Source organism: Xenophilus arseniciresistens, assembly GCF_028023875.1.
GTDB lineage: Bacteria > Pseudomonadota > Gammaproteobacteria > Burkholderiales > Burkholderiaceae_C > Xenophilus > Xenophilus arseniciresistens.
In genome coordinates this window covers 625,758-652,043 of sequence record NZ_JAQIPB010000001.1, presented here as the reverse complement: position 1 = coordinate 652,043, position 26,286 = coordinate 625,758, and the positions used below count along the sequence as shown (strand labels likewise).

Sequence of the window (26,286 nt, the reverse complement as noted above, 5' to 3'; positions counted from 1 at the left end):
CCGCATTCTCCCCAGAAGGTGCGTCCGCGCCTTCGTCCCCTTCGATGGACGTTCTGTTATTGGCGTTGCTGACCACCTGCAACGCGATCTTCGCCATGTCTGAAATGGCGCTGGCCACCAGCCGCCGTGCGCGTCTGGCGGCTTTGGCCGAAGCCGGGGATGCCGGCGCCGCCGCGGCGCTCAAGCTCATGGAGGAGCCCACGCAGTTCCTGTCGACGGTGCAGATCGGCATCACCTCCATCGGCATGCTCAGCGGCATCGTGGGCGAGGCCGCCTTCGCCGGCCCGCTGGCGCTGCGAATGGAAGGCATGGGCATGGGTGCCGGCGTCGCCAGCGTGGTGTCCACGGCCGTGGTGGTCACGGGCATCACCTTTTTCTCCATCCTCTTTGGCGAGCTGGTGCCCAAGCGCATCGGTCAGCTCTACCCCGAGCCCGTCTCGCGCTGGATCTCGCGCCCCATGCGCGGCCTGGCCAAGGGCGCCAAGCCTTTCGTGCTGCTGCTCTCGGGCGCCACGGCCGGCGTGCTGCGGCTGCTGCGCATCGACGCCACCGGCGCGCGCGCCGTGACGGAGGAAGAGATTTCGGCCAGCCTGGAAGAGGGCGTGGATGCCGGCGTGATCGAGCAGCACGAGCACCAGATGGTGCGCAACGTGTTCCATCTGGACGACCGCCGCCTGTCCTCGCTGATGATCCCGCGCTCGGACATCGAATGGATGGACGCCGGGCTGGACGTGGGCCAGGCGCTGGCCCAGGTGGCCGAGGCGGCCAAGCTCAACCTCGTGCACTCCTGGTACCCGGTGTGCCGCGGCTCGCTCGATGACGTGGTGGGCGTGGTCAGCGTGGCCCAACTGCTGCAGCTGGACCGCGGGCATGCGGACACGCTGGGCGATGTGGCGCAGGCGGCTTCCTTCGTGCCCGAGACGCTGTCGGGCATGGAGCTGCTCGAGCAGTTCCGCACCCGCGCCGGCCGCATGGTGTTCGTGGTGGACGAATACGGCGTGGTGCAGGGCCTGATGACGCCGCGCGACCTGCTGGAAGCCATCACCGGCGAGCTGCAGCCCGGCGTGCCGGCCGATGCCTGGGCACGGCCGCACGAGGACGGAAGCTGGGATCTGGACGGGCTGATGCCGGTGTCGGAGCTGCGCGCGCGGCTGGCGATCCGAGAGCTGCCCGACGAGGACCGCGGGCTCTACAACACCGTGGCCGGCCTGCTGATGGCCGTGTCGGGCCAGTTGCCCGGCGTGGGCCAGCGCGTGGAATGCGCGGGCTGGCAGTTCGAGGTGCTGGCGCTGGAAGGCCGGCGCATCGACCGCGTGCGCGCCCGGCCTGAGCCGGCGGCCAAGCCCGAGTCCTTCGACCCCTCACTGTGAGGCGTTCTGGCGCTGCGCCTCGTGGCGCCAGCGCCAGGGCGGCACCGCGCGCGCAGGGCCGTCTTGCCAAAGCCCGATGCGCCGTGCCCGCGCGGCCTCTTCGGCGGCGGCATAGCGCGCACGGCCGGCCGCATCCTGCGCCTGGCTGAAGGCGCGGTACCACCAGGCCAGGCCGGCCTCGATCTGGGCCAGGCCCACATCTTCAGCCGCGTGCCCCGCTGCGGCGGGCTTGATGACCTGGCACACGCGCCGGCCATAGGCATCCGTGTCCACGCAGTGCAGCGCCACGCGCTGGCCCTGCACGCGCGCACGCAAGGCCTGCCGCGCGCGGCGGCCCCAGGGCTGGCCGTGCTCGGGGGCGTCGATGGCGTGGAGGCGCACTGTCTGCACCGCTGGCTGCGCATCGCAGCGCACGCGCAGGCTGTCGCCGTCCTGGACGGCGAGCACGAGACACAGCAGCGTGGTGGTGGCGATGGGCATGGGCGGTGATTGGCCAGGGGCGAGCGCGGCCAAGAGAGGCTAGCCTACACTTTTGCGCCCGCACCGGCGCCCGACCTGCGCGCGCCCTGTGCCTTGAACCGCCCCCCTGGAGACCCCCATGCCCGGACTGCTTCCCGACGTCGATCCCGACGGCCTGCTCGAATTCTCGGTCGTCTACACCGACCGCGCGCTCAACCACATGTCCAAGCGCTTCACGGGCGTGATGCAGGACATCCTTTCGATGCTCAAGGAGGTCTACAACGCCCACACGGCCGTGCTGGTGCCCGGCAGCGGCACCTTCGGCATGGAAGCCGTGGCGCGCCAGTTCGCCAACCGCGAGAAGGTGCTGATCGTGCGCAACGGCTGGTTCAGCTACCGCTGGAGCCAGATCTTCGACGCCGGCGGCCTCGGTGGCGGCGCGGTGGTCTGCAAGGCCCGCAGGCAGGGCGACGGCCCGCAGGCCCCGTGGGCGCCATGCCCGGCTGAGGAGGTGGCCGCGACGATCCGCGCCGAAAAGCCCAAGGTGGTGTTCGCGCCGCACGTGGAAACGGCCAGCGGCATCATCCTGCCCGACGACTACCTGCGCACCGTGGCCGACGCCGCGCACGAGGTGGGCGCGCTCTTCGTGCTCGACTGCGTGGCCTCGGGCGCGATGTGGGTGGACATGCGCGCCACGGGCGTGGACGTGCTGATCAGCGCGCCGCAGAAGGGCTGGAGCGGCTCGCCTTGCTGCGCGATGGTGATGCTCAGCGAACGCGCGCGCGCGGCCATCGACGGCACCACCAGCAGCAGCTTCTCGTGCGATCTGAAGAAGTGGATGCAGATCGCCGAGGGCTACGAGAAGGGCCAGCATGCGTACCACACCACCATGCCCACCGATGCACTGGTGCGCCTGCGCGACGTGATGCGTGAAACGCGCGACTGGGGCTTTGCGCCCGTCCGGGCCGCGCAGATGGAGCTGGGCCACAAGGTGCGCGCGCTGCTCGAATCGCGCGGCTTTCCGAGCGTGGCGGCCGAGGGCTTCAAGGCCCCGGGCGTGGTGGTCAGCTACACCACCGACCCGGGCATCCAGAGCGCGAAGAAGTTCATCGAGCTCGGCCTGCAGACCGCCTCGGGCGTGCCGCTGCAGTGCGACGAAGGGCCGGATTTCATGAGCTTTCGCATCGGCCTGTTCGGGCTGGAGAAGTGGAAGAACGTGGACCGCAGCGTGGGCCACCTGCGCGCAGCGCTGGACAAGATCGCGCCGTAGCCGGGGCAAAAGGGCGCTACGACGGCGCCAGCAGCACCACCAGCGCGCCCGCGCCGCCGTCCGACGGCCGGGCCTGCACGAAGGCCATCACTTCCTTCTTCTGGATCAGCCAGCGCTGCGCCTTGAGCTTGAGCACGGGCTGCTTGCCCGGCGAGCCCAGGCCCTTGCCATGCACCACGCGCACGCAGCGCAGGCCGTTGCGCCATGACTGGCGGATGAACTGCGCCAGCGCCTCGCGCGCCTCGTCGCTGCGCAGGCCGTGCAGGTCGATCTGGCCCTGCAGCGACCAGTGGCCCGCGCGCAGCTTGCGCGTGACCTCCGTGCCCACGCCGGGCCGGCGAAAGCTCATCTGGTCGTCGGCATCCAGCAGGGTGCTGACGTCGAATTCGTCGCTCAGCGCCTCGCGCAGTGCCTGCGCCTCGTCGCGCAGGTGCTGACGCGCGATGGGTTCGGGCGGCGTGGGCGCCAGCACCACCACCGGCTTGTGGCGCAGCGGCCGCGTGGCACCCGTGTCGGCGCCGATCGCGCGCGCAAAGAGGTTCTTCTCGGCCAGCTGCTTCTTGGCCTCGGCGGCGCGCCGGGCTTCGGCCTGCGCCTGCTGCTCGCGCTGCTCGGCCAGTTCGCGCTGGACCTGTCGCAGATCGGCGAGGCTCTTGAGGGAAGGGGGACGACTGGGCATGGCGACGGGCGAGGGATTGGGCGGATGCATCGGGAAGGGGTCTGCGCGCGCAGGGGTTGCGCAGGCGTCTCGCGTCAGCCTGCGTCCATCTTACAAAAGGCCGGCTTCCGCCATCGAAAGACTGCGCCCCGGCCCGACCACCACATGGTCGAGCACGCGCACGTCCACCAGCGCCAGCGCGGCCTTGAGCGATTGGGTCAGGGCCTCGTCGGCCCGCGAGGGCTGGACTTCGCCGCTGGGGTGGTTGTGGGCCAGCACCACCGCCGCCGCGTGGTGATGAAGGGCGCGCTGCACCACCTCGCGCGGGTACACGCTGGTCTGGCCCAGGGTGCCGCGAAACAGCTCCTCCAGCGCCAGCAGCCGATGCTGGCTGTCGAGGAACAGCACCGCGAAGACCTCGTGCGGGTGATGGGCCAGGTGCAGCTGCAGGTAGTCCTTCACGGCCTGGGGGGCATCGAAGGCAGGCCGGGCCGCCAGCTGCTGGGCCAGCGCGCGGCGCGCCAGCTCCAGCACCGCCAGCAGCTGCGCGCGCTTGGCGGTGCCGCCCAGGCCCTTGACCTGGCGCAGGTCTTCGGCGCTGGCCTGCAGCAGGCCGGCAATGCCGCCGAACCGGTCGAGCAGCTGCTGCGCCAGCTGCAGCACATGGGTGCCGGCCATGCCCGTGCGCAGCAAAAGGGCGAGCAACTCGCTGTCGCTCAGGGCCGCGGCGCCGCGCGCGATGAGCTTTTCACGCGGGCGCGCGTCGGCCGGCAGATCCTTCAGACCCATGACATCTCCCTCCCTTTGGGGGCTCTGTCCAGGCCATTCGGGCGCCCGCACAGGCCCTCTTTTAAAATCCGGGACCAGTTTATCGGGGCCCGCCCTTGTCCTTGCCTACTTCTGCGGCCGTGGTTCAGCCCGGCTCCTTCCTCACCTTGCACTACCGGCTTGCCGGCCCGGCCGGGGACATCATCAACACCTTCGCCGACAAGCCTGCCACGCTGTCGCTGGGCACTGGCGAACTGTCGCCGGCCATGGAACAGCGCCTGCTGGGCCTGGCCGAGGGCACGCACACCACCTTCGAGCTGCCCGCCGGCGAGGCCTTCGGCGAGCGCAATCCCGAGATGCAGCAGTGGGTGGCGCGCTCGCTGATGCGCCAGCTGGGCGACCCGGACGAACAGTACGCCGTGGGTGACGTGGTGCAGTTCCCCACGCCCGACGGCACGGGCAGCTACGCGGGCGCCGTGATCGCCCTGAGCGACACGGCGGTGCAGTTCGACTTCAACCACCCCCTGGCCGGTCAGCCCGTCACCTTCGAGGTGAAGCTCATCGGTGTTCTCTGAGGCGCCCATGGCCGTGAACGAAATCCTGCTGGCCGAACCGCGCGGTTTCTGCGCGGGGGTGGACCGCGCCATCGAGATCGTGGAGCGCGCCATCGCCAAGTTCGGTGCGCCGATCTACGTGCGCCATGAGATCGTGCACAACACCTATGTGGTCAACGAACTCAAGGCCAAGGGCGCGATCTTCATCGAGGACCTGGCCGAGGTGCCGCCCGGCGCCACGCTGGTGTTCAGCGCGCACGGCGTGAGCAAGGCCGTGGAGCAGGAGGCGCGCGATCGCGGCTTTGCCATCTTCGATGCCACCTGCCCGCTGGTGACCAAGGTGCACGTGGAAGTGGCCAAGCTGGCCAAGGAAGGCTACGAGTTCATCATGATCGGCCACAAGGGGCATCCCGAGGTCGAAGGCACGATGGGGCAGCTTTCCAGCGGCATCCACCTGGTCGAGGACGTGGAGGACGTGCACAAGGTGCAGCCCGCGCAGACCGAGAAGCTGGCTGTGGTCACGCAGACCACGCTGAGCGTGGACGATGCAGCCGAGATCGCCGCCGCCGTGCGCGCGCGCTTCCCGGCCGTGCGCGAGCCCAAGCAGCAGGACATCTGCTACGCCACGCAGAACCGGCAGGATGCCGTGAAGATCATGAGCCCGCAGGTCGACGTGGTGATCGTGGTGGGCAGCCCCACCAGCTCCAACAGCAACCGCCTGCGCGAGCTGGCGCAGCGCCTGGGCACGCCGGCCTACATGATCGATTCGGCCGAGGAATTGCAGGTGGAGTGGTTCGACGGCAAGGCCCGCGTGGGCCTGACGGCGGGCGCCTCCGCGCCCGAACTGCTGGTGCGCCAGGTGATCGAGCGCATCAAGGCGCTGGGGGTGGTGGCCGTGCGCACCATGCCGGGCGTGGAGGAAACGCTCAAGTTCCCGCTGCCCAAGGGGCTGAAGCTGGGTGACGCCGCCGCGCCGCCGCATCACATTTCCTGATCTGTTTTGCCATCCAGCCAGCGGGCGCTTCATGCAAGGGGCGCCCGCAGCTTTTTCTGGATCCACACGCATGAACGCTTCCGAACCCATGGGCGCCACGGACTGGCGCGAAGCCATCGAACTCTCGGCCCAGCGCCTGGCGCCGCACACCGGACCCTTTCTGCGCCAGACGCCGCTGTGGAAGCTGCCGGCCTCGCAGTTGGGCCTGGGGCCTGAACTCGAGGGCGTGGAATGCTGGCTGAAGCTGGAGCATCTGCAGGCCAGCGGCAGCTTCAAGGCCCGCGGCATGATGAATCGGCTGCTGGCCCATCCCATTCCGGCCAGCGGCGTGGTCGTGGCCTCGGGTGGCAATGCAGGCATTGCCACCGCTGCGGCGGCGCGCGCCCTGGGTGTGCGCTGCGAGGTTTATCTGCCCGGCGTGTCGCCCGAGGCCAAGCGCGCCAGGCTGCGTGCGCTGGGCGCCGACGTGCGCGTGGTGGGCGATCTGTACGTCGACGCGCTGAACGCCTGCCTGGCGCGTCAGCAGGAAACCGGCGCGCTGCTGACCCATGCCTATGACCAGAGCGAAGTGGTGGCCGGCGCCGGCACGCTGGGCCGCGAGATCGAATCGCAGGGCGGGCTGCCCGACCATGTGCTGGTCAGCGTGGGCGGCGGCGGCCTCATCGGCGGCCTGGCTGCCTGGTTCGGCGCGCGCAGCAACGTGGTGGCGCTGGAGCCCGAGGCCGCGCCCACGCTGTACCGCGCCCGTGAAGCCGGCCAGCCCGTGGACGTGAGCGTGGGTGGCATCGCGGCCGACTCGCTGGGCGCCAGGCGCATCGGCGAGATCGCCTGGGGCATCACCCAGCGCCACGTGCAGCAGGCGCATCTGCTGGACGATGCGGCCATCCGCAGCGCCCAGCTGTGGCTGTGGAACCAGATGCGCCTGGCCGTCGAGCCCGCGGCGGCCCTGCCGCTGGCGGCATTGCAAAGCGGCGCGTTCAGGCCTGCTGCCGGCGCCAAGGTCTGCCTGATCATCTGCGGCGCCAACGTCGATCCAGCCTCGCTGGCCTGACGGCGTTCCAGAAAACCCCTTTCCCTAGAATCACCCGATGCTCGACATCAACCTGCTTCGCAAGGACCTGCCTTCGGTCGTTGCCCGCCTCGAAACCCGCAAGAAAGACCAGCCCTACCTCGACGTGGCGCGCTTCACGGCCCTGGAGGCCGAGCGCAAGACGCTGCAGACGCGCAGCGAGGAAATCCAGGCCCGTCGCAATGCGCTGAACAAGCAGATCGGGCCGCTCAAGGCCAAGGGCGAATCCGTCGAGGCCCTGATGGCCGAAGTGGGCGCACTCAAGTCCGAGCAGGAAAGCTCCGCCACGCGCCTGGAAGCGCTGCAGCCCGAGCTGCAGGCGCTGCTGCTGGGCGTGCCCAACCTGCCGCATGCCAGCGTGCCCGTGGGCAGCAGCGAGGCCGACAACGTCGAAGTGCGCCGCTGGGCCCCCGTGGGTGGCGCGGGCGCCGACGCGCCGGCCCTGTCCTTCGAGCCGCGCGACCATGTGAGCCTGGGCGAGCCGCTGGGCCTGGACTTCGAGATGGGCGTCAAGCTCGCGGGCTCGCGTTTCACCGTCATGAAGGGCAGCATCGCGCGCCTGCATCGCGCGCTCGCGCAGTTCATGATCGACCTGCAGACGCAGCAGCACGGCTACACCGAGTGCTACGTGCCCTATATCGTCAACACCGACACCCTGCGCGGCACGGGCCAGTTGCCCAAGTTCGAAGGGGACCTGTTCGCGGCCAAGAAGGGCGGGCAGGACGCCGAGCCCGTGCCCGACACGCAGGCCCTGTACCTGATCCCCACCAGCGAGGTGCCGCTGACCAACTTCGTGCGCGACACCGTGACGCCCGAAGCGCAACTGCCGCTGCGGCTGACGGCCCATACGCCTTGCTTCCGCTCTGAAGCGGGCAGCGCCGGCCGCGACACGCGCGGCATGATCCGCCAGCACCAGTTCGACAAGGTCGAGATGGTGCAGATCACCCATCCCGAGCACAGCTACGACGCGCTCGAACAGATGGTGGGCCACGCCGAAGCCGTGCTGCAGGCGCTGGAGCTGCCCTATCGCGTGGTGCTGCTGTGCACGGGCGACATGGGCGCCGGCGCAGCCAAGACCTATGACCTGGAAGTGTGGCTGCCCGCGCAGGACACCTACCGCGAGATCAGCTCGGTGAGCAACTGCGAGGCCTTCCAGGCCCGTCGCATGCAGGCCCGCTTCAAGAACGCGCAGGGCAAGAACGAACTGGTCCACACCCTCAACGGCTCGGGCCTGGCCGTGGGCCGTGCCCTGGTCGCGCTGCTCGAAAACCACCAGCGCGCCGACGGCAGCATCGGCATCCCCAAGGCCTTGCAGCCTTACCTGGGCGGTTGCGAGGAACTGCGCGCGGGCTGAGGGCAGGGCGCGCGGCGGCGCATGCACTTTTTGCGCACCGCCCGCCAGGAAGACGCATCGGGCCTGCTATACTGCAGGGCTTCGACAAATTTGCGTCTTGTGGAGAGGTGGCAGAGTGGTCGAATGTACCTGACTCGAAATCAGGCGTACGGTTTCCCCGTACCGTGGGTTCGAATCCCACCCTCTCCGCCATGAACCGAAAGGGGCTAGCAGTCATTCACTGCTAGCCCCTTTTTCGTTGGGTCGAAGTCGCCTGGCGTCAGGCGCTCTACCGGCCAGGCGCATACCGCTCGACCTTCGTGGCGGCCAGCTGGTAGCCGCTGACGCCGTGGACCGAGGTGGCGCGCCGGGCTTTCAAGGGGCCGCTGAGGACGCATCGGATCCATGGCGCAGCCTGGTGCCGCAGTCGGTCCGGTACCGAAGAACGCTCGCAAGCCCGCATGGGTCCGATCGCAGGTCATGCGCCTTGCCACGCATGGCTTGAGTTGCCGCCAGATCGAGGCCCTGTTCAATCGCCGCTTCGGCGCGCACCTGACGATCGGCAAGTCATGGGTGGCCGAGTTCCTGAAGGTGCATGCCGCCGAGATCGCGCAGCGCAGGAAAGCCATGCGGCGGCAGGCGACTCGTCCCTTTCCGGTCAATCACACTTGGGCGCTCGACCTGAGCTTTTTCACCACGAGCCCGGGCATGCACCTTGCCATGCTGGGCATCCTGGACCATGGCTCGCGCCGGCTGCTGTGCCTGAAGCAGTTGCCGCGCAAGTGCGCGCTGGCATTGCTGGGCTACTTGTTGTTGGCGATGGCCCGCCATGGCCTGCCCAAGGTGATCCGAACCGACAACGAGGCGATGTTCACGAGCAGGCTGTGGCAAACGGCGCTGCGCGCGCTTGGCATTCGCCACCGGCGCAGTCAGCCGGGCTGCCCCTGGCAGAACGGGCGTATCGAGCGGCTGTTCGGAACGCTCAAGCCCTTGCTCCAGGCCGCGTTCGGCCCGGCACGGCGGCATCGCTGCGCCGGGCGCTCAGGAACTTCGTGTGGTTCTACAACCATGTCCGGGTTCATCAGAACCTGGCCGGCCTGACGCCAATGGAGGCCTGGCATGGCTGCACCGTCGCCGCTCAAGGAATAGGCAGAATCGAGCGGCGGTCACCCCGACCCAAAGGCCGAAACAACGCAAATCCTGACCAAACGCCCTCTGTCAACGTCAAAACGCCTCCGGGCGAGGTGCGCAGCGCCAAGATGGACGCGAGGACAGGACAGCGCCCTGAGTAACTTCTACAACCGCTCATACTGGAAACATGGAGAGTGATTGCCTATGCCAGCTACGCGTTCCTTTTTCCGGCGGTGGTTCGCCCTGATTTTGCTGCTTGCAACGGGAGGCTGTGGACATGCCCAAGGCCAGGGAGAACCGCTTCTAAGGAGGCTCATGACTGATCGGCTTGAAATGGAAGTGCACGTGACCGACGCGCAAGGTCGTCCGATTTCGGATGCCACGCTGTGGATCAGCACGGCACGTGATGTCGGTCTCAAGACAGGAGAGCCAAACCTTGAAGCGATGCAAAGAATAGCCACGCGCTATGCGAGTCAGAATGACTTCTTGAGCGCCGGTGATTTGACGGTGGCAGTGTTCCGGCGAACAGATGTAGAAGGTATCTATAGAGAAGATCACGAGGCGAGGACATCAGATAAGAAGTACCCCTACGTCATGGCAGCGATCAAGCGCGGGTATCAGGCGCAAGCCATTGAAGGGACGGCGATGCTCAATCGCCGGCACACAGTCACCATCCGGCTGCAGCGTGATCCGCAGGCCGCACCCATCGATCCGCGAATGGAAGAATTGGATCGTTTGATGGCCCTGACGCGTGCCCCCCTCGCGGGCGAAGACATAACGAGTGAGGCACGGATGCGCCGCCTGGAACAAGCCAAGGGGCAATTGCAGGCACTGGCCCAAACCTTGGAGAAAGAAGGCAAGAACGACGAAGCCAGTGCTGCCTACTGGCAACTGGCCGACTATCCATCCGTGACCAACAAGACCTCGGCCGATGGCAGCATGCGTATCGTTGGCTATGCGAATGGCGGATCAGGGCCTCAGCAGGACGCGCTGCAGTTGAAGGCCATAGCACTTAACACGCGCACCCCCGATCTACAGATCGACAAACGAATCATGGCCAAGGGATTCTCCCGCCATGACATTCGAACCAAAGAACATGGGCTGGCCTATTTGGAGGCATTCAATGAGGTTGCCAACAATCCTAGCGCAGCACCTGTCTTGCCTCGCACATACGAAGTTGCCATCTATCAGTCCATCCGCTGGACGACACCAGGCGAGGCCTGCGCACTGCTGCAGCGAGCCTATCGCTTCGAGCCTTTCATGATGCCGCTCAAGAGGTGGCGGGCGAGGTTGGACGACATACGGGCGATGGACATTCGACATGGCTTGCCAGCGCGTCCATGTGTGATTGATGGCTTGCCCTCCACATAGTTGAGTGTGCTGTGCCGTACGAAGCTCGCACACCCTTGAGGTGCCTATCGAACTTTGCCTTCCAACAGGCCGCTCTCATGCGGCCTCATACGGCATGCTCATCGACGCGCGCAAGTACGACGGCGCCTCAACTATGTGACGGGCGAGGTGCTCAGGTTCAAGACACATACCGCCGCGAGGACTCCAACATCCTTCGGTCGAACTCGCCTGGCGCCAGGCACTCTACCGGCCAGGCGCATACCGCTCGACCTTCGTGGCGGCCAGCTGGTAGCCGCTGACGCCGTGGACCGAGGTGGCGCGCCGGGCCTTCAAGGGGCCGCTGACCCAGACGGTGTCCATGGTGCTGAGCGACTTCATGGGCTTGTCCAGCAGCACGTGCAAGATCTGGTTGGCGGGCGGCGGGGGCGTGTGGATGCAGGCGCCGTAGTGCGGCACCAGCAGCAGCTCGCGCAGGCCCTGCGCCGTTTCCTCGAGCGGCACGACGTAGCCGGGCAGGCGGATCAGGGCGCCGTCCATGGCCGCGTTCAAGGGCGCGTCGTCCCAGATCCTGCGCAGGCGGCGCAGCGCCTCGGCCGCGCGCGGGTCGTCATCGGAGAGGTTGCGCAGGTCCAGCCCGCCGGTCTGGAAGTCGGCCCAGGGGTTCCAGTTTTTGGGCAGCAGGTCGTCCCAGCCGATGGTCTTCGGCGCCTGGCCCTGGGCCAGCGTCGCAAGCGGGTGGGCGGCGAGCAGGCCGCTGCAGGCGGCCAGCAGGGCGGTGCGGCGGTTGAACGTCATGGTGCGATGCGTTGGGGGCCGGGCGACTGGGGCGTGAAGGGCGCCAGGCGCTTGAACAGTTCGGGGCCGCCGAAGCTGGGCAGGTCGTGTTCGTGGTCGTCGTGCGGCGCCACGCCTTCGCGCGACTTGCGCAGCCACACGCGGGCGAGCGCGGGGTCGCGGCTCACGCCTTCACCGCGCTCGTAGGCACGCCCGAGCGCGCGTTGCGCGCGGGGGTTGCCGGCGTCGGCGGCGCTGCGCAGCCATTCGATGGCGGCCTTGCCGTCCCGCGCAACGCCTTCGCCGCGCAGGTGCGCCAGGTACAGCGCGTACTGCGACTTGGAGGCGCAGGGGTCGTCGGCCTTGGCTGTGGCGCGGTACAGGCGCACGGCGGCTGCAGGGTCGGGCGCGATGCCGCCCCAGCCTTCGCGGTAGAAGTCAGCCAGCTGGCACGAGGCGCGCACCGAGCCGGCCTGCGCAGCCGCGCGAAACCATTTGAGCGAGGCGGCGGCATCCTTGCGCACTTCGGCATTGCCGTGCAGCAAGGCAAAGGCGAGCTCCGTTTGCGCAGGCGCGTGTCCGGCCTGGGCCGCTTGCTGCAGGTAGCGGTGCGCGCGCGCCAGGTCCACGGCCTGGCCCGTCAGGCCGCTGTAGTGGCGCGCCAGCGCATAGGCGGCTGGTGCCGAGCCGCTTTGCGCCGCCTGCGTGTACAGCTGCAGCGCGCGCTCGCGGTCCATCATCACGCCCTGGCCCGACTGGTATTGGCTGGCCAGGTCGTACTGCTGCTGGGCCTGTGCCTGGCGCGCCTTGCCGTTGTTGTCTTTGCTGGCCTGGGCCGATGGCGCAGTGGCAAAGGCCGCGAGCACCAGCGCGGCGCGCACGAGGGTCTTGCGATCGATCAGAAATGGCATGGCACGCATGAGGTTCGTCAGGGAAACAGGAGGGCCGCTTGTGGCGCCACCTCCTGTTTCTCTGGCGCTTCAGCGGAAGGTCTGCGTCACGTCGGTGGGCACCACGATCTCGCTGGCCGGCGTGAGGCCGATGCTGACCGTGCGACCCGCCTGCAGCGTGGCCAGGATCTGCTGCGCCTCGGCGAGGGAGCCCAGCCGCTGCGTGCGCAACACCTCACCCGGTTTGGCATGCACCGATTCCACGGGGCCGCCGCGGTAGGTGATGTTGCGGTTCAGGCCCGGGCTGAACTGGGTGGTGTTCTCGGGCAGGTAGCCGGCATAGCTGTCCTGCACCTGGATCGCGACCTGCACGTAGTAGCCGCCCGGGTCGTTCGTGAACTGGTCGGTGGCGGTGACGATGCCGTTGGCCAGGAGCGGAATGCTCGGGTTCTTGTTCTGCGGCCCGACGAAGCCCTGGACGATCTTGCCGCCGTCCAGCAAGGTGGCGGCCACCGACGCGTAGCCGTTCTCGCGCCCGGGCTTGAAGGGCCCCGAGGTCTCGATGCTCTTGTACGAGGGGTTGGCCGCGTCGCTGGTGGCGTAAGAGACCACGGAGCGGCGCTTCTCCAGCTGGTTGGCGAATTCGCTCGTGATCTTGACACCGCCGATCTCCGGCGAGTCGTAGACGCGCGAGCGCATCGCTTCGAGCATGGTCATCTGCTTGCCCACGTTGGCCGGGTCGCGGTTGTAGGCCTTCAGGCCCTGGTAGACCTCCACGATGGGGAACTGGTTGGTGTGCTGCGGCGAAACGAAGTCCACCTCCAGCGACTGCTGCAGGTAGCTGAAGCCGGCCTGGAAGGCCAGGCGCAGCCAGCCGCTGGTGGCCGAGGGACTGCCCAGGCTGCCCACGCCATAGCCGCCGTGGTAGCCGAAGGTGTAGAACTTGCCGTCGTCGGGGTTCTTCACGCGGAACAGCATGTTGGTGGTGCCTGGCGTGTGGCCCGGCGCCCAGATCACCATGATCTGCACGTTGCCGTAGTCGTACCACTCGTCGTACTTGTAGAAGTCGGTGGTGCGCGCGCGGATCTCGGTTTCGGATGCGGGCAGCGCGCCGGCGATGTTCCACGGGTTGCCGCGCTGGTCCTGCTGGATGCCCGAGGACTCTTCCTTCGAGGCCCATAGTTTGATCGGCTTGCCCGCGTTGTCCATCATGCGCAGCTGCTCGACGACGGTGCCGTAGTGGTCGCCATGGCCGTGCGTGAGCCAGATGTCGGTCACCGAGCGCGGGTCCAGTCCCAGCAGCTCCATGTTCTTCCAGTACTGGTAGCCGCTGTTGGGCCAGCCGGCGTCGATCTTGATGACCTTGTCGTCGGACTTGTCCGCGGGCGTGCCCATGTCGGCCACGAACAGGTACGAGGCGACCTCGTTGTCGCCCACGTAGTACATGGTGTTCTTCACCATCTCGAAGGGCTCGGTGCTGCGCGTGTAGGGTGCGTTGGTCACGCCCGTGGCGTTGATGTCCACGTAGGCCTGGCCCGAGATCGGGTCGTTGCCCTTGTCGGCGAGCATGGGGCTCAGTGAGGGCACGTCCCACACCGGCTTGCCGTCGCTGGTGGACTTGGGCGTGAAGTACCAGATCGCGACGACCTTGGCTTTCTCCGATGCCTCGTGGTTGCTGTCGAACAGCAGGTAGGCGGCCTGCCTGGAGGTGGTGCTGTAGTGGTAGTCGGCCGTGACCGGGATGGAGGCGTAGTCCGATGCCGCACTGTCGCCATAGCTGGCGGTGTTGACGTTGAAGACCTTGACGTCGGGCGAGACGGAGTAAGTCTCCTCGTAGCGCTTGATGGGCACGGTGTAGGGGCGGCCGGCCTGGTCGGCGCGCACCATGTGCCCGTCGCCCACGGTGATGGTGCCGCCCGTTTTGCCGTAGATCCAGCCGGCGGCCACCATGGGGCCGGGCACGTCGTTGTTGCGCGTGACCTCGGGGCCGTACTTGGCGGCGTCGAACTGCGCGTTGGCCGAGCTGCCCTTGCGCAGGATCACGTTGAAGGTCCTGGCCGGGTCCTGCGCGAGCTGCACGGTGTTGTCGCCTTCACCGGGCAGCCAGTCCACCAGGTTGCCGGGCACCAGCGCGGCAGCGACGGCTGCGGCGTTGTCGCTGCTGCCGGCGTCCAGCGTGAGCTTGCGCGGCCCATCCTGCGCGAGCACGGCCACGCTGACCTGGCCGCCGCCCACTTCGGGCGCGCCATAGACGATGCCGGCCGCGCGGAAGGAGGCGCTGGCCGGAGGTGCGGGCGGGGGCGGTGCAGGCGGGTTGGGTGCGGGCGCCGGCGCAGGGGGCTGCGCTGGAAAGAAGAAGCCGGGGTTGCCGCCACCCCCGCCGCCGCAGGCCAGCAGCGCCGAGGCGGCGATGGCAACGGGCAGCAGGCGCCAGGGTCGGTTGATCGATTTCATCAGTCTGTCTCCTCTTGGTTGTGTGTGGGCAGGAAACCGGTCGCACGCATGCACGCACGCCGCGAAAAAGGCGGCGTGCCTTCAGCGCGATGGCGCAGGGGCGGCAGCGCGCGTCAGCGGACCATGCAGGGGCGCTTGGGGTCGAAGCGCCAGCCCGGGATCAGGGCCTGCATCGCCACCGCGTCGTCGCGCGCGCCCAGGCCGTGGCGCAGGTAGAGCTGGTGGGCTTGTTCCACCTGCGCCATGTCCAGCTCCACGCCCAGGCCGGGGCGCTGCGGCACCTGCACATGGCCGTTGACGATCTGCAGCGGCTCGTGCGTCAGGCGCTGGCCGTCCTGCCAGATCCAGTGCGTGTCGATGGCCGTGACGCGCCCGGGCGCCGCGGCCCCCACATGCGTGAACATGGCCAGCGACACATCGAAGTGATTGTTCGAATGCGAGCCCCAGGTCAGCCCGAAGGCCTGGCACAGCTGGGCCACGCGCACGGAGCCGGCCATGGTCCAGAAATGCGGATCGGCCAACGGGATGTCCACGGCCTGCAGCGACAGGGTGTGCGCCATCTCGCGCCAGTCGGTGGCGATCATGTTGGTGGCCGTGGGCAGGCCCGTGGCGCGGCGGAATTCGGCCACCACCTCGCGGCCCGAAAAGCCGCGCTCGGCGCCGCACGGGTCTTCGGCATAGGCGACCACGCCGCGCATGCGCCGGCCCAGCCGGATCGCGTCTTCCAGCAGCCAGCCGCCGTTGGGGTCCAGCGTGATGCGGGCCTGCGCAAAGCGCTCGTGCAGCGCCGTGACGGCATCGACTTCCTCGTCACCGTGCAGCACGCCGCCCTTGAGCTTGAAATCCTCGAAGCCGTAGCGCGCCTGCGCCGCCTCGGCCAGGCGCACCACCGCCTGCGGCGTCATCGCGCACTCGTGGCGCAGGCGCAGCCAGTCGTCGCGGGCCGCGGCTTCCTCGCGGTAGGCCAGGCCGGTCTTGCGGCGCTCACCCACGTAGAACAGGTAGCCCAGCATCTGCACGGCGCTGCGCTGCTGCCCGTCGCCCAGCAGCGCCGCCACCGGCACCTGCAGGTGCTGGCCCAGCAGGTCCAGCAGGGCCGACTCGGCCGCCGTCACCGCATGGATGGCCACGCGAAGGTCGAAGGTCTGCTGGCCGCGCCCGGCGCTGTCGCGGTCCGCGAAGCGCGCACGCATGGCATTGAGCGCCACGTTGTACGCGCCGATCTGGCGGCCCACGATCAGCGGGCGGGCGTCTTCCAGCGTCTGGCGGATGCGCTCGCCGCCGGGCACCTCGCCCACGCCCATGTGGCCGGCGTTGTCCCAGAGGATCAGCAGGTTGCGCGTGAAGTACGGCCCGTGCGCACCCGAGAGGTTCATCAACATGCTGTCGTGGCCCGCCACCGGCACCACGCGCATGTCGGTCACGACGGGTGTCGCGCCAGCTGCGTTCGCGCACGCTGGCGCCGCCGGGGCCAGCCCGGCTGCGATGTCTGCGCTCATCGATCAGTCCACCGAGATCTTGCGGGTCTCGATCAGCTGCTTCCAGCGCTTGTATTCCTGCGCCTGGTAGGCCGTGAACTGCGCCGGCGTGCTGGCCACGATCTCCAGGCCCAGGTCCAGCATGCGCTTCTTGACCTCCGGCGCGTTGATGGCGGCCACGGCGGCGGCGCCGAGCTTGTCCTTCACCGCGGGCGGCAGGCCCTTGGGCGCGGCCAGGCCTTGCCAGGAATAGACCTCGGCGCCCTTGACGCCGGCCTCGGCCAGGGTGGGCACGTCGGGCAGCACGGGCGAGCGCTTGTCGCCCGTCACGGCCACCGCGCGCAGCTTGCCGGCCTTGATGTGCGGCAGCACGGCATTGACGTTCTGGAACGAGAAGTCCACCTGGCCGCCCAGCAGGTCGTTGATGGCCGGCGCGCCGCCCTTGTAGGGCACATGCAGGCCCTGCGTGCCCGTCTGCTGCCAGAACACTTCGGCAGACAGGTGGTCTGACGAGCCCGCGCCCGAGCTTGCGAAGCTGATCTTGCCGGGCTGCGCCTTCAGCGAGGCGATCACCTCGGCCACGGTGCCTTCCTTCTGCTTGAGGCTGGCGACCAGCACGTTGGGCGCCTGCACCGGCACGCTGATGTAGTCGAAGTCCTTGGTCGCGTCGTAGGGCACGCTCTTGAGCAGGTGCGGGGCGACCACGAAGGTGCCCAGCGACGAGACCAGCAGCGTGTAGCCGTCGGCGGCTGCGCGCGCCACCTGCGCGGCGCCGATCGTGCCCGTGGCGCCGGGCTTGTTGTCGACCACGAAGGTCTGGCCCAGCGTGCTCTGCATCTGCAGCGCCATGGCACGCGCCACCATGTCGGTGGAGCCGCCGGCCGGGAAGGGCACCACGAGGGTCACCGGCTTCTCGGGCCAGGCGGGGGTCTGGGCACTGGCGCCCAGCGCGAGGGCGCAGGCAAAGGCCGTGAGCAACTTCTTCATCACTGATCTCCTGGAGTTGTCCTTTGTTGCGGCGCGCGACAAAGTTATCGTTAACATGTTGTTGAGTTAACGATAACCAACAGTGGGAGTTGTTCTGTGCGTGATTACCCTGATAACGGTAACTTGAAGGTCGGCGGGTGGGCTGGCGCGTGGACCGCCCGCCGTCTTCAGCTGCTCTGGCGCTGGATGATCGAGAAGCCGAGGTCGACCACGGAGGGCGACACCGAGCCGCCCTCGGCCCTTGCCACCACCATGTCCGCGGCCAGCCGGCCGATCTGCGTGCCGTCGATGCGCACGGTGGTCAGCGGGGGCGAGGCATCGGCGGCCACGCCCTGGTCGCCCAGGCCCACGATGGCCAGTTGCGCCGGCACCTGAAGCCCCAGCTCGCGCGCCTCGATGGACGCGCCCAGCGCGAGCATGTCGGAACTGCAGAACACGGCCGTGACCTCGGGGTTGCGGGCCAGCAGTTCGCGCAGGCCCTGCCTGCCGCTGCCCATGGTGCTGGGCGGGCGCGTGAAGGCCGGGGCGATCCTGCTCAGGCCCAGCGAGGCCACCTGCGCATCGAAGGCCTCGATGCGCGTGAGTGCGCGCTGGTCGTCGGCGCTGACCATCGCGATGTGGCGATGGCCGCGCTGGTGCAGGTAGTCCACCACCGCCGCGCCGATCTGCGCGTGCGAGAAGCCGACCAGCATGTCCACCGGCGTGGCCGTGAGCTCCCAGGTCTCGACCACCGGGATGCCGCTGGCGCGCAGCGCACGCCGTCCTTCCTCGCTGCGCACCACGCCGGTCACCACGATGCCGTCGGGGCGGCGCTGGATGGTGGCCCGCAGCAGATCGTCTTCGCGCGCCTGGTCGTAGCCGCTCTGGCCGATCATCAGCTGGTAGCCGCGGTCGTGCAAAGACCGGTCCAGCGCTTCGACCATCTCCTGGAACACCGGGCCCACCAGCGTGGGCAGCAGCGCCGCCACCAGCCTGGCGCGCGAGCGGCGCAGCCCGCTGGCCATGGCATTGGGCACGAAGTGGGTCTGCGCCACCGCCTGCTGGACCCGCGCCAGCGTGTCGGGCGCCACCTTCTGCGGCGTGTTGAGTGCGCGTGAGACGGTCATCGCGGACACGCCGGCGATGCGGGCGACGTCCTGGATGGTGAACGGCTTGTTGGCGGTGGGGATGCTCAAGATGGCAGTGGCGGAGCGCGCCGGATGGGGCCCCGATTGTGACAGCCGGCTCCCTGCAATCCCGCCCGCCTGAACAAGGGCAGCGTCTGCAAGGAGGCGGCGCCGCCGCCGCGGCTCAGTGCGTTTCGCGAAAGACCTGCATGGCCGCCTCGACGCCGCTGCCCGCCAGCGGCACGCCCTGGATCCGGAGCCCCATCTCCACGCCCGCGACCATCGCGATCAGCGTCAGGTCGTTGATGTTGCCCAGATGGCCCATGCGGAACATGCGGCCCTTGAGCTTGCCCAGCCCGGTACCCAGGGACAGGTCGAAGCGCGCATGGATCACGCGGCGCAACGCGTCCGCGTCCACGCCCGCAGGCGTGATCACGCCGGTGAGCACGGGTGAGTGGCAGCGCGCGTCCGCGCATTGGATGGGCAGCCCCCAGGCCGTGACGGCCGCGCGCACGCCTGCGGCCCACCTTTGATGGCGCGCGAAGACATGGTCCAGCCCCTCGGCCTCCAGCATCTCGATGGCTTCGGCCAATGCGTAGAGCAGGTTGGTGTTGGGGGTGGAGGGCCAGTAGCCCGTGCTGTTCATCGCGACGATCTCTTCCCAGTCCCAGTAGGCGCGCGGCAGGCGGGCGGCACGCGATGCCTCAAGCGCCCGCTGCGACAGCGCGTTGAAGCTGATGCCCGGTGGCAGCATCAGCCCCTTCTGGGAACCGCTCACGGTCACGTCGACCCCCCATTCGTCGTGCCGGTAGTCGGCACTCGCAAGGCCCGAGATCGTGTCCACGATCAGCAAAGCCGGGTGGCGCGCGGCGTCGATGGCGGCGCGCACCGCGCGGATGTCCGAGGTCACGCCGGTGGAGGTTTCGTTGTGCACCACGCAGACCGCGCAGATGCGGCCCTGCGTGTCCTCGCGCAGCCGCGCCTCGATGAAGTCGGCGTCCACGCCATGGCGCCAATGGCCGGCCTGCGGCAGCCACTCGTCGGCGCGGGGCGCGGCGATCAGCTCGGCGTCCAGCCCCAGCCGCGTGGCCATGCGGTGCCAGAGCGATGCGAAATGCCCCGTCTCGTACATCAGCACCTTGTCGCCGGGGCTGAGTGTGTTGCACAGCGCCGCCTCCCAGGCGCCGGTGCCCGAGGCGGGGTAGATCACGACCGGCTGCGCGGTCCCGAAGATCCGCTGCATGCCTTCGATCACCCGGCGGCCCAACTGGGCGAACTCGGGGCCGCGATGGTCGATCGTGGGCAGGCTCATGGCGCGCAGCAGCCGGTCGGGCACCGGGCTGGGGCCGGGAATCTGCAGGAAGTGGTTCCCCGTGGGATGTGAGTTGAGGCTGAGCATGGCGAAGGAAAACGGAGTCGAGGAGGAGGTCGAGGCAGGCGGCGCGCCTAGCGCGTCATCTGGCGCGAGAGACCGGTCTGCGGCAGGTAGGCGCCGGCTGCGCGCAGGCGCGTGACCAGGTCCTCGGTGTCCAGGTCGCAGGCGGGCTGGCCGGTGGCGAGCGACTGGGCGGCGGCGGTGGCGGCGGCCTGGCCCATCAGGTAGGCCGCCGACTGCGCGCGGATCGAGCCATGCACCTTGGTGTCGCTCGAATGGCAGCGCCCCGCGACCCACAGGTTCTGCGAGCCCCTGGGCACGAGGATGCTGTAGGGAATGCCGACGCTGCCGCCGTGGCCCAGGTTGTCCTTGCCATGGAAGTCCTGCAGGAAGCGCTCGTACTCGGCCTTCGAGGTGTTGGTGGGGTGTACGTCGGTGGGCCGGTTGTAGACCGCGATCTGGTCCGGAAACTGCCTGCGGTTGCGGAAGTCCTCGATGGTCAGCTCGAACTCGCCCACGATGCGCCGCGAGTCGCGCACGCCCATCACGGGCGCCGTGCTCAGCAGGTCGATGTGCTCGCAGCCGGGCACGTAGCGGCGGTAGAACTCGGTGTATTCCACCGCGAGCTTGCGGCCGTGCACCATGCCGTCGGACAGGCTGCGCACCGACAGCGGGTTGAGCCCGAAGACATGGCCGGCGTTCAGCGTGGCGCTTTGCGGGCCGATCTTGTTCATGCCCGGGAAGAAGCGGTCTTCCTGCGAGAAGAAACCGTCCTCGATGCCCTGCGGCACCAGCTCCTTGCGCACGCGTTCCTTGACCGCATCCACGCCGCGCCAGTCCGAGCCGTAGGCCGGGTCGTCCCAGTTCATGGCGCCGATCAGGGAGCACAGCGTGGAGGGGGCGACGGAGTCGGTGTCACGCAGCACCACCTTGCATTGGGCGCCGCTCATGGCGGCCAGGGCCGCGTCGCCGGTGGCATCGATGAAGGCCCTGGCCTTGATGTACTCCAGGCCTTCCACGCTGGACAGGACCACGCCGTCGATGCGGCCGTTCACCATCTCCGCGTCGGCCACGCGCGAGAAAAAGCGCAGCTCCACGCCGGCCTGGACCGCGAAGTCGTCGAGGATGCGCTTGAGCGCCTCGGGCTTGAAGGGCACCCAGCGGTTGAGCTGCGAATGCAGGAACTCGGGCACCACCTGCGGGCCGAAGGCCTTCTCCTGCCACATGCGCTCCAGCAGCTCGCGCATGAAGCCGCCGGCCAGCATGCGCTCGCCGTCGGACACCGGCCCGAAGGAGGCCACTAGGCCCGAAGTGCCCATGCCGCCCAGGCAGCCCGTGGCCTCGACCAGCAGGGTGCGCAGACCCAGGCGGGCGCCGCAGATGGCCGCGGCGCTGCCGGCCGGGCCGCCCCCGGCGACCACCAGGTCGAATTCGGAGCCGGCGCGGATGCTTCGTTGGTAATTGAATGTGCTCATGGATCGATGCAGGATGAAAGGCGGCGCGTGGCCGCAGAAAACTACTTGACCGGCAGGGGACGCGTGACCTGGGCGAAGCGCTGGATCTCGTCGCGGATGAAGCGGCCGAAGGCCTCGGGCGGCAGGGCCGCCACCTCGAAGCCCATGTCGGCCATCAGGCGCGCCACCTGCTCGTCCATGAGCAGTGCCACGATGTCGGCCGAGATCTTCTCGGCCACCGCCGGGGCGATGCCGGCAGGGCCGCAGAAGCCGGCCCAGTTGACGGCTTCGTAGCCGGGGTAGGTCTCGGCGATGGCCGGCCAGTCGGGGTAGAGGGGGCTTCGCCGGGCGCTGGTCACGCCCAGCACCTTCAGCTGTCCGGACTTGACGAAGGGCTCGGCCGAGCTGGCCACGGCGAAGCCCATCGGGACCAGCCCGCCCACCATGTCGGTGTACAGCTTCGCGGCGCCGTTGTAGGGCACATGCAGCATGTCGATGCCGGCCGTGCGCTTGAGCAGTTCGCCCGCCAGTTGGGCGGCGGTTCCGATGCCGTTCGAGCCGAAGGACAGCTTGCCCGGCTCCTTCTTGGCCAGCGCGACCAGTTCCTGGATGCTGTTCGCCGGCAGCGACCTGTCGGCCACCAGCACCGTCGTGTAGTAGCCCAGGCGTGCCAGCGGCGTGAAGTCCTTGACGGCGTCGTAGGGCAGGTCCGAGCGCTGGACCGCGTTGATGCTCAGCGAGCTGCCCAGCAGGCCGAAGGTGTGGCCGTCACGTGGCGCGCGCGCCAGCGCGGTGCTGCCGATGACCACGCCGCCGCCCGGCTTGTTCTCGACGATGACCGAGCGCTTCCAGCGCGCCTCCAGGCGCTCGGCCAGGATGCGCGCCAGCCGGTCCGCGGCGCCGCCCGCCGTCTGGGGAACGATCAGGTTCACGGTGCGGCTGGGGTAGCTCTGTCCCCAGGCGTGGAAGGCGGGTGCGAGGCCGGCCAGCCCCAGGATCTGGAGGGCGAGCCGGCGCGAAGGCGGCGTCGCCCAGCGAGTCGCGGTCATGGATGTCTCCTTGGTTTTCTGCGATGCAACAGCGCAAATTCTTCGGTGGGGGCGCCCATCGATCAATTGAAAAGTAGGGGGTATCCATTAACCTTTGGTTAATTGCAGAAGCGCGAGGATCGACGGATGAATCTGAGACACATGGAGGTGTTCCGGGCGGTCATGCTCACCGGCAGCATCAGCGGGGCGGCCGAAATCCTGCATGTCTCGCCGCCTGCCGTGAGCAAGCTGCTGGCCCATGCCGCGCGGCAGAGCGGGCTGGTGCTGTTCGAGCGCATCAAAGGCCGGCTGGTACCCACGCCCGAGGCCCAGCAGCTCTACCAGGAGGTGGAGAACCTCTGGCGCGGCGTGGAGCGCGTGCGCGACGTCACGCGCAGCCTGGGCGACCCGCATTCGGGTGTGCTGCGCCTGGCCGTCTCCGCCAGCCTGGGCACCTACCTCGTGCCGCGCGCGGTGGCGCTGCTCTACGAACGGCATGAGCGCATCAAGGTCAGCATGGAGGTGCGGATCGCGCCCATCATGGTCGAAGCCCTGCTGGACCAGAGCGCGCACCTGGGCATCGCCATGCAGCCCATCGACCATCCCAACCTGTCGGCGGTGCGGCGTTATGCCTGCGCCCTGGCCTGCGTGATGCGCAGCGACCACCGGCTGGCCGCCAAGCGCGAGATCGTGCCGCGCGACCTGGCGGGCGAGCGGGTCATCTCCTCGCCGGCCAGCACGCCTTACGGCCAGAGCCTGCGCCGCGCCTATGGTGCGGCGGCGCGCTCGGCCAAGCTCGACGTCGAGGTGCGTTCCGCGGCCAGCGCCTGCTGGTTCGCCCAGGCGGGCGCGGGCATTGCCATCGTCGATCAGGCCGCGGTCGCCGGCCAGTCCTTCAGCGGCCTGGTGGTGCGCCCCTTCCGTGCCAGGGAGTCGCTGGACGTGCGCATCCTGCGCAATGCCTACCGGCCCCTGTCCCTGGTGCATCAGAACTTCTGCGACGCCTTTGAGCAGGTGTGGAACGAAAGCATGGCCGCTGGGCGCCACTGATATGAGAAAAAAGACTTCCTTTTTCCCTCTTTGTGCGTTCACATTCACGGCCCTGAATGCATCATCAGCGGCCGCCTGCACCGGGTGCCGGAGCACGGGGGCCCAAGGGTTGCGACGACGCGGACGCAGCCATTGACGACAGGGCTCAAGCCGCGCCGTTTTACGCCGATATGGAGAAGGCATCGATCCGGCGTGGGCTGGACAGTGCCTTTCCATTCTTTGCTACATGTCCCAAGCTGCGCAAACCGCTGCGAACGCGTTCATGCAGGCCGATGCCTGCGCGAGCCCCATGGCCCGGCGCATTCTGGTGGACCGGCGCCGCGCGGTCGCCGGCTACCGCCTGGTCGGCCCGCTGAAGCCGCAGGCATCCGCCGCCGCCCCCCAGGCCCTGGGCGCGCCGTCCCTGCCCGATGCGTCGGCCGGGCTCGCGCCTTCAAGAAAGCCGAACTTCCTGAGCTGCACCGGCGCGCAGCTGGCGCAGATGCTCGCCTCGCCCCGTCCGCCCGATCCGGGCCGGCTGGTGCTGGAGCTGCAACCCAGCCCCGACGACGGCAGCGGCAACGCGCCCTTCGACCTCGCGCAGCTGCAGCAGGTGCGCAGCGCGGGCTTCAGGCTGGCGCTGGAAACGCGCTGGCTCAGGGAGCATCCGGCGCTGGGGCCGCTGGTCTCGCACGTGCTGCTGTGCATGCGCGCCCACACGCCCGACGAGCTGGCGCGCATGGCCCTGTACCTGCGCCAGCAGGGCCCCGTGAAGACGGTGGCGCTGGGCCTGCGCTCCTCGCATGAATTCGAACGGCTGTCCGATGCGGGCGTCGATCTGTTCGAGGGGATGTGGTTCTCGCACGGCGAGCACCAGCACCAGCCCCCGCAGCGCGGCGCCGTGGCGCCCTATGCCTCGCTGATCCAGCTGATGAACCTGGTGCGCAGCGAGGCCGAGCTTCCGGAGATCGAGGCGCTGCTCAAGCGCGAGCCCACGCTGTCCTACCGGCTGCTGCGCTACATCAACACCTCGGGCTTCGGCCGGCACCTGGAGATCTCGTCCTTCCGCCATGCCGTGATGACGGTGGGCATGAAGCGCCTGTTCCGCTGGACGGCCATCCTGCTGGCCAGCTCGCCGGCCGACCATGTGGCGCCGGCGGCCAGCACGGTGGCGATCGTGCGCGGCCGCGTGATGGAGCTGCTGGCCGCCGGCACCATGGCGCCGGTGGAGGCCGAACTGGCCTTCGTGGCCGGCACCTTCTCGATGCTCGACGTGCTGCTGGGCATGGACCTGCGCGAAGCCCTGTCGCTGGTGAGCCTGCCTGCAGAAGTGAGCGAGGCCGTGCTGCATGGCCGCGGCGTCTTCGCGCCCTACCTGCTGATGGCCAAGGCCTGCGAGTCGGGCGACGAGGCACTGATCGACCTGCTCTCGCAGCGCCACGGCTTCACGCGCGACTGGACGGTCGATGCCCATGCGCGGGCGCTCGATTGGGCCGAGCGGCTGGACTGAAGCCGCGCCTCAATCGCTCGCCTGGGCCAGCACGCGCAGCAGCGCGCGGTTGCATTCCTCCAGCCCCACGCCCGCGGTCTCGCGCGCCTGCCGCAGCGCGGCGGGCTGCTCGCCTTCGAGCGCGCGCGCCAGCTGCAGCACGCCGGCATAGGGGCCGGTGCCGCGCAGCAGCGCGTCGGGCATGCGCTCGGGCAGCGGAATGCGCGCCAGCAGGGTGCGCAGCGGCTGCGACTGCAGAAGGTCCAGCTGCGAGAACATGGCCGTCAGGAAGACCTCGCTCTGCAGCTCCTGCTCCAGGCCCGCGTCCATCAGCTCGGCCGCCAGCGCCGCGCGCAGCCCCAGCGCCACATGGATCGGGTCCAGGTCGCGGTCATCGGCGGCCGTGGTGAGTTGCTCGGCCAGCCAGCCGTTGAGCGGGCGGTGGCCCATCATCATCACGCCGTGGCGCAGCGAGGCCACGCCGCCGCGCAGCCCCAGCCCCGCGGAGTTGAGGTAGCTCAGCAGCCGGTAGGCCAGCGTGGCGTCGCGCGCCAGCGCGTGCTCGATGGCCTCCAGCGGCAGTTCCCGGTCCAGCGCGTTCATCACGCGCAGGATGGCGCGGCGCCCGGGGTGCAGGGTGCGCGCGCGCATGCCGTGCAGCACGTCCTCGGTCGGCCAGCCGGCCACGGCCCAGGCGCCCTGCTGGTCCAGCGCGTGCTGGACCAGCGCCGTGCCGGCGGCGCCCGCCACCAGGCTGCCGGCCGTCACGGGGCTGGGGCTGTCGGGGCGCGTGCCGAAGCGGCCCCGGGCCACGTCCTCGCGCAGCTGCATGGCCACGCGCAGGGCCTGCGCGGCGTCCTGCTCGCCCAGCACCACGCACACGTGCGTGAACAGACCCGTGGCGCCGGCCAGCGCCTGCAGGCTGGCGGCGTCGCCCGAGACCAGCATGGACGCGCCGCGCTCGTGCGCGCGGCGCACGGCCGCAGTGATGCCGCCCCGGCGCAGCCACGCGGCGGGCACGTCGATCTGCGGCGATTGCGCATCGGCATGCGCCAGCACGCTTTCGAGCAGGCTCGGCGTGGCCGGCGACAGCAGCAGGTGCGGCGACTGGGCCGACCAGAGCTCGGACACCGTGCGCAGCAGGTGGCCGCCGTCCGCCCCGGGCGATTCCTCGTGCGCGAAGAGCTGCAGGCCGGCGAGCTGCCGCCTGCGCGACCACAGGGCCCGGTAATGCAGCGCCAGGCTGCCAAGCACCGATTGAGCCAT

Annotated in this window: 23 protein-coding genes and 1 tRNA gene; 11 read left to right on the top strand and 13 right to left on the bottom strand. The window is 69.1% G+C overall.

Annotation, left to right across the window (positions count from 1 at the left end):
- Positions 1–44: 44 nt before the first annotated feature.
- Entirely contained in the window at positions 45–1,370 is a 1,326-nt protein-coding gene (locus tag PGB34_RS02800) for a hemolysin family protein (RefSeq protein ID WP_271426543.1), read from the top strand.
- Here the strand turns inward: PGB34_RS02800 and PGB34_RS02795 are convergent.
- Positions 1,362–1,850 carry a thermonuclease family protein gene (locus PGB34_RS02795; protein WP_271426542.1) on the bottom strand — a complete coding sequence of 163 codons (489 nt, stop codon included), beginning with the start codon at positions 1,848–1,850 and terminating at the stop codon, positions 1,362–1,364. The two genes, PGB34_RS02800 and PGB34_RS02795, sit on opposite strands and share 9 nt — an antisense overlap.
- Positions 1,851–1,968: 118 nt before the next feature.
- Here PGB34_RS02795 and PGB34_RS02790 point away from each other — a divergent pair, with 118 nt between their 5' ends.
- The gene (locus tag PGB34_RS02790) at positions 1,969–3,099 is read left to right on the top strand and encodes an aminotransferase class V-fold PLP-dependent enzyme (protein ID WP_271426541.1); all 1,131 of its coding nucleotides are present in this window, start codon (positions 1,969–1,971) and stop codon (positions 3,097–3,099) included.
- 16 nt (positions 3,100–3,115) lie between these two features.
- Here PGB34_RS02790 and PGB34_RS02785 read toward each other — a convergent pair whose 3' ends face one another.
- Together PGB34_RS02785 and radC are read right to left on the bottom strand one after the other, a co-directional pair.
- A complete protein-coding gene (locus PGB34_RS02785) occupies positions 3,116–3,778 on the bottom strand; it encodes a Smr/MutS family protein (protein ID WP_271426540.1) in 663 nt (220 codons plus the stop codon).
- A gap of 90 nt (positions 3,779–3,868) precedes the next feature.
- Entirely contained in the window at positions 3,869–4,546 is a 678-nt protein-coding gene (gene radC / locus PGB34_RS02780; protein ID WP_271426539.1) for a RadC family protein, read from the bottom strand.
- 95 nt (positions 4,547–4,641) lie between these two features.
- Here radC and PGB34_RS02775 point away from each other — a divergent pair, with 95 nt between their 5' ends.
- The 7 genes from PGB34_RS02775 (at position 4,642) to PGB34_RS02745 (ending at position 10,977) form a co-directional block, all read left to right on the top strand.
- Positions 4,642–5,100, top strand: a complete 459-nt coding sequence (locus PGB34_RS02775) for an FKBP-type peptidyl-prolyl cis-trans isomerase (protein WP_271426538.1) — start codon at positions 4,642–4,644, stop codon at positions 5,098–5,100.
- 7 nt (positions 5,101–5,107) lie between these two features.
- Positions 5,108–6,073, top strand: a complete 966-nt coding sequence (gene ispH / locus PGB34_RS02770; protein ID WP_271426537.1) for a 4-hydroxy-3-methylbut-2-enyl diphosphate reductase — start codon at positions 5,108–5,110, stop codon at positions 6,071–6,073.
- Positions 6,074–6,143: 70 nt separating this feature from the next.
- Positions 6,144–7,124 carry a threonine/serine dehydratase gene (locus PGB34_RS02765; RefSeq protein ID WP_271426536.1) on the top strand — a complete coding sequence of 327 codons (981 nt, stop codon included), beginning with the start codon at positions 6,144–6,146 and terminating at the stop codon, positions 7,122–7,124.
- A gap of 37 nt (positions 7,125–7,161) precedes the next feature.
- The gene (serS, locus tag PGB34_RS02760) at positions 7,162–8,496 is read left to right on the top strand and encodes a serine--tRNA ligase (RefSeq protein WP_271426535.1); all 1,335 of its coding nucleotides are present in this window, start codon (positions 7,162–7,164) and stop codon (positions 8,494–8,496) included.
- 101 nt (positions 8,497–8,597) lie between these two features.
- Positions 8,598–8,688 (top strand) — tRNA-Ser (locus PGB34_RS02755).
- 267 nt (positions 8,689–8,955) lie between these two features.
- Positions 8,956–9,576, top strand: a complete 621-nt coding sequence (locus PGB34_RS02750) for a DDE-type integrase/transposase/recombinase (protein ID WP_271426534.1) — start codon at positions 8,956–8,958, stop codon at positions 9,574–9,576.
- Positions 9,577–9,921: 345 nt separating this feature from the next.
- Positions 9,922–10,977: a hypothetical protein gene (locus tag PGB34_RS02745; RefSeq protein ID WP_271426533.1), complete on the top strand. Its 1,056-nt coding sequence runs from the start codon at positions 9,922–9,924 to the stop codon at positions 10,975–10,977.
- Positions 10,978–11,199: 222 nt separating this feature from the next.
- On the opposite strand, the gene PGB34_RS02740 is transcribed toward PGB34_RS02745, so the two are convergent.
- The 9 genes from PGB34_RS02740 to PGB34_RS02700 all read right to left on the bottom strand — a co-directional run bounded on the left by PGB34_RS02740 (position 11,200) and on the right by PGB34_RS02700 (position 22,523).
- On the bottom strand, positions 11,200–11,751 hold the full coding sequence (locus tag PGB34_RS02740; protein ID WP_271426532.1) for a DUF3299 domain-containing protein: 552 nt from the start codon (positions 11,749–11,751) through the stop codon (positions 11,200–11,202).
- Entirely contained in the window at positions 11,748–12,641 is an 894-nt protein-coding gene (locus tag PGB34_RS02735; RefSeq protein WP_271426531.1) for a tetratricopeptide repeat protein, read from the bottom strand. The genes PGB34_RS02740 and PGB34_RS02735 overlap by 4 nt, the downstream gene beginning before the upstream one ends.
- A 69-nt stretch (positions 12,642–12,710) precedes the next feature.
- Positions 12,711–15,074 carry an MBL fold metallo-hydrolase gene (locus PGB34_RS02730; RefSeq protein WP_271426530.1) on the bottom strand — a complete coding sequence of 788 codons (2,364 nt, stop codon included), beginning with the start codon at positions 15,072–15,074 and terminating at the stop codon, positions 12,711–12,713.
- 113 nt (positions 15,075–15,187) lie between these two features.
- Positions 15,188–16,573 (bottom strand): glucarate dehydratase, encoded by a 1,386-nt coding sequence (gene gudD, locus PGB34_RS02725; RefSeq protein WP_271426529.1) that lies wholly within the window; start codon positions 16,571–16,573, stop codon positions 15,188–15,190.
- A 3-nt stretch (positions 16,574–16,576) separates the two neighbouring features.
- Positions 16,577–17,539: a Bug family tripartite tricarboxylate transporter substrate binding protein gene (locus tag PGB34_RS02720; protein WP_271426528.1), complete on the bottom strand. Its 963-nt coding sequence runs from the start codon at positions 17,537–17,539 to the stop codon at positions 16,577–16,579.
- A gap of 167 nt (positions 17,540–17,706) precedes the next feature.
- Positions 17,707–18,714, bottom strand: coding sequence for a LacI family DNA-binding transcriptional regulator (locus PGB34_RS02715; protein WP_271426527.1), 1,008 nt, complete (start codon positions 18,712–18,714; stop codon positions 17,707–17,709).
- Positions 18,715–18,829: 115 nt separating this feature from the next.
- Complete coding sequence (locus PGB34_RS02710; RefSeq protein WP_271426526.1) at positions 18,830–20,044, bottom strand: pyridoxal-phosphate-dependent aminotransferase family protein; 1,215 nt, start codon at positions 20,042–20,044, stop codon at positions 18,830–18,832.
- 47 nt (positions 20,045–20,091) lie between these two features.
- A complete protein-coding gene (locus PGB34_RS02705; protein WP_271426525.1) occupies positions 20,092–21,495 on the bottom strand; it encodes an FAD-dependent oxidoreductase in 1,404 nt (467 codons plus the stop codon).
- A 41-nt stretch (positions 21,496–21,536) separates the two neighbouring features.
- A complete protein-coding gene (locus tag PGB34_RS02700; RefSeq protein WP_271426524.1) occupies positions 21,537–22,523 on the bottom strand; it encodes a tripartite tricarboxylate transporter substrate binding protein in 987 nt (328 codons plus the stop codon).
- Positions 22,524–22,649: 126 nt separating this feature from the next.
- On the opposite strand from PGB34_RS02700, the gene PGB34_RS02695 reads away from it, so the two are divergent.
- On the top strand, positions 22,650–23,552 hold the full coding sequence (locus PGB34_RS02695) for a LysR substrate-binding domain-containing protein (RefSeq protein ID WP_271426523.1): 903 nt from the start codon (positions 22,650–22,652) through the stop codon (positions 23,550–23,552).
- A gap of 289 nt (positions 23,553–23,841) precedes the next feature.
- Positions 23,842–25,041, top strand: coding sequence for an EAL and HDOD domain-containing protein (locus PGB34_RS02690; RefSeq protein ID WP_271426522.1), 1,200 nt, complete (start codon positions 23,842–23,844; stop codon positions 25,039–25,041).
- 9 nt (positions 25,042–25,050) lie between these two features.
- On the opposite strand, the gene PGB34_RS02685 is transcribed toward PGB34_RS02690, so the two are convergent.
- The gene (locus tag PGB34_RS02685; RefSeq protein ID WP_271426521.1) at positions 25,051–26,286 is read right to left on the bottom strand and encodes a YuxH family protein; all 1,236 of its coding nucleotides are present in this window, start codon (positions 26,284–26,286) and stop codon (positions 25,051–25,053) included.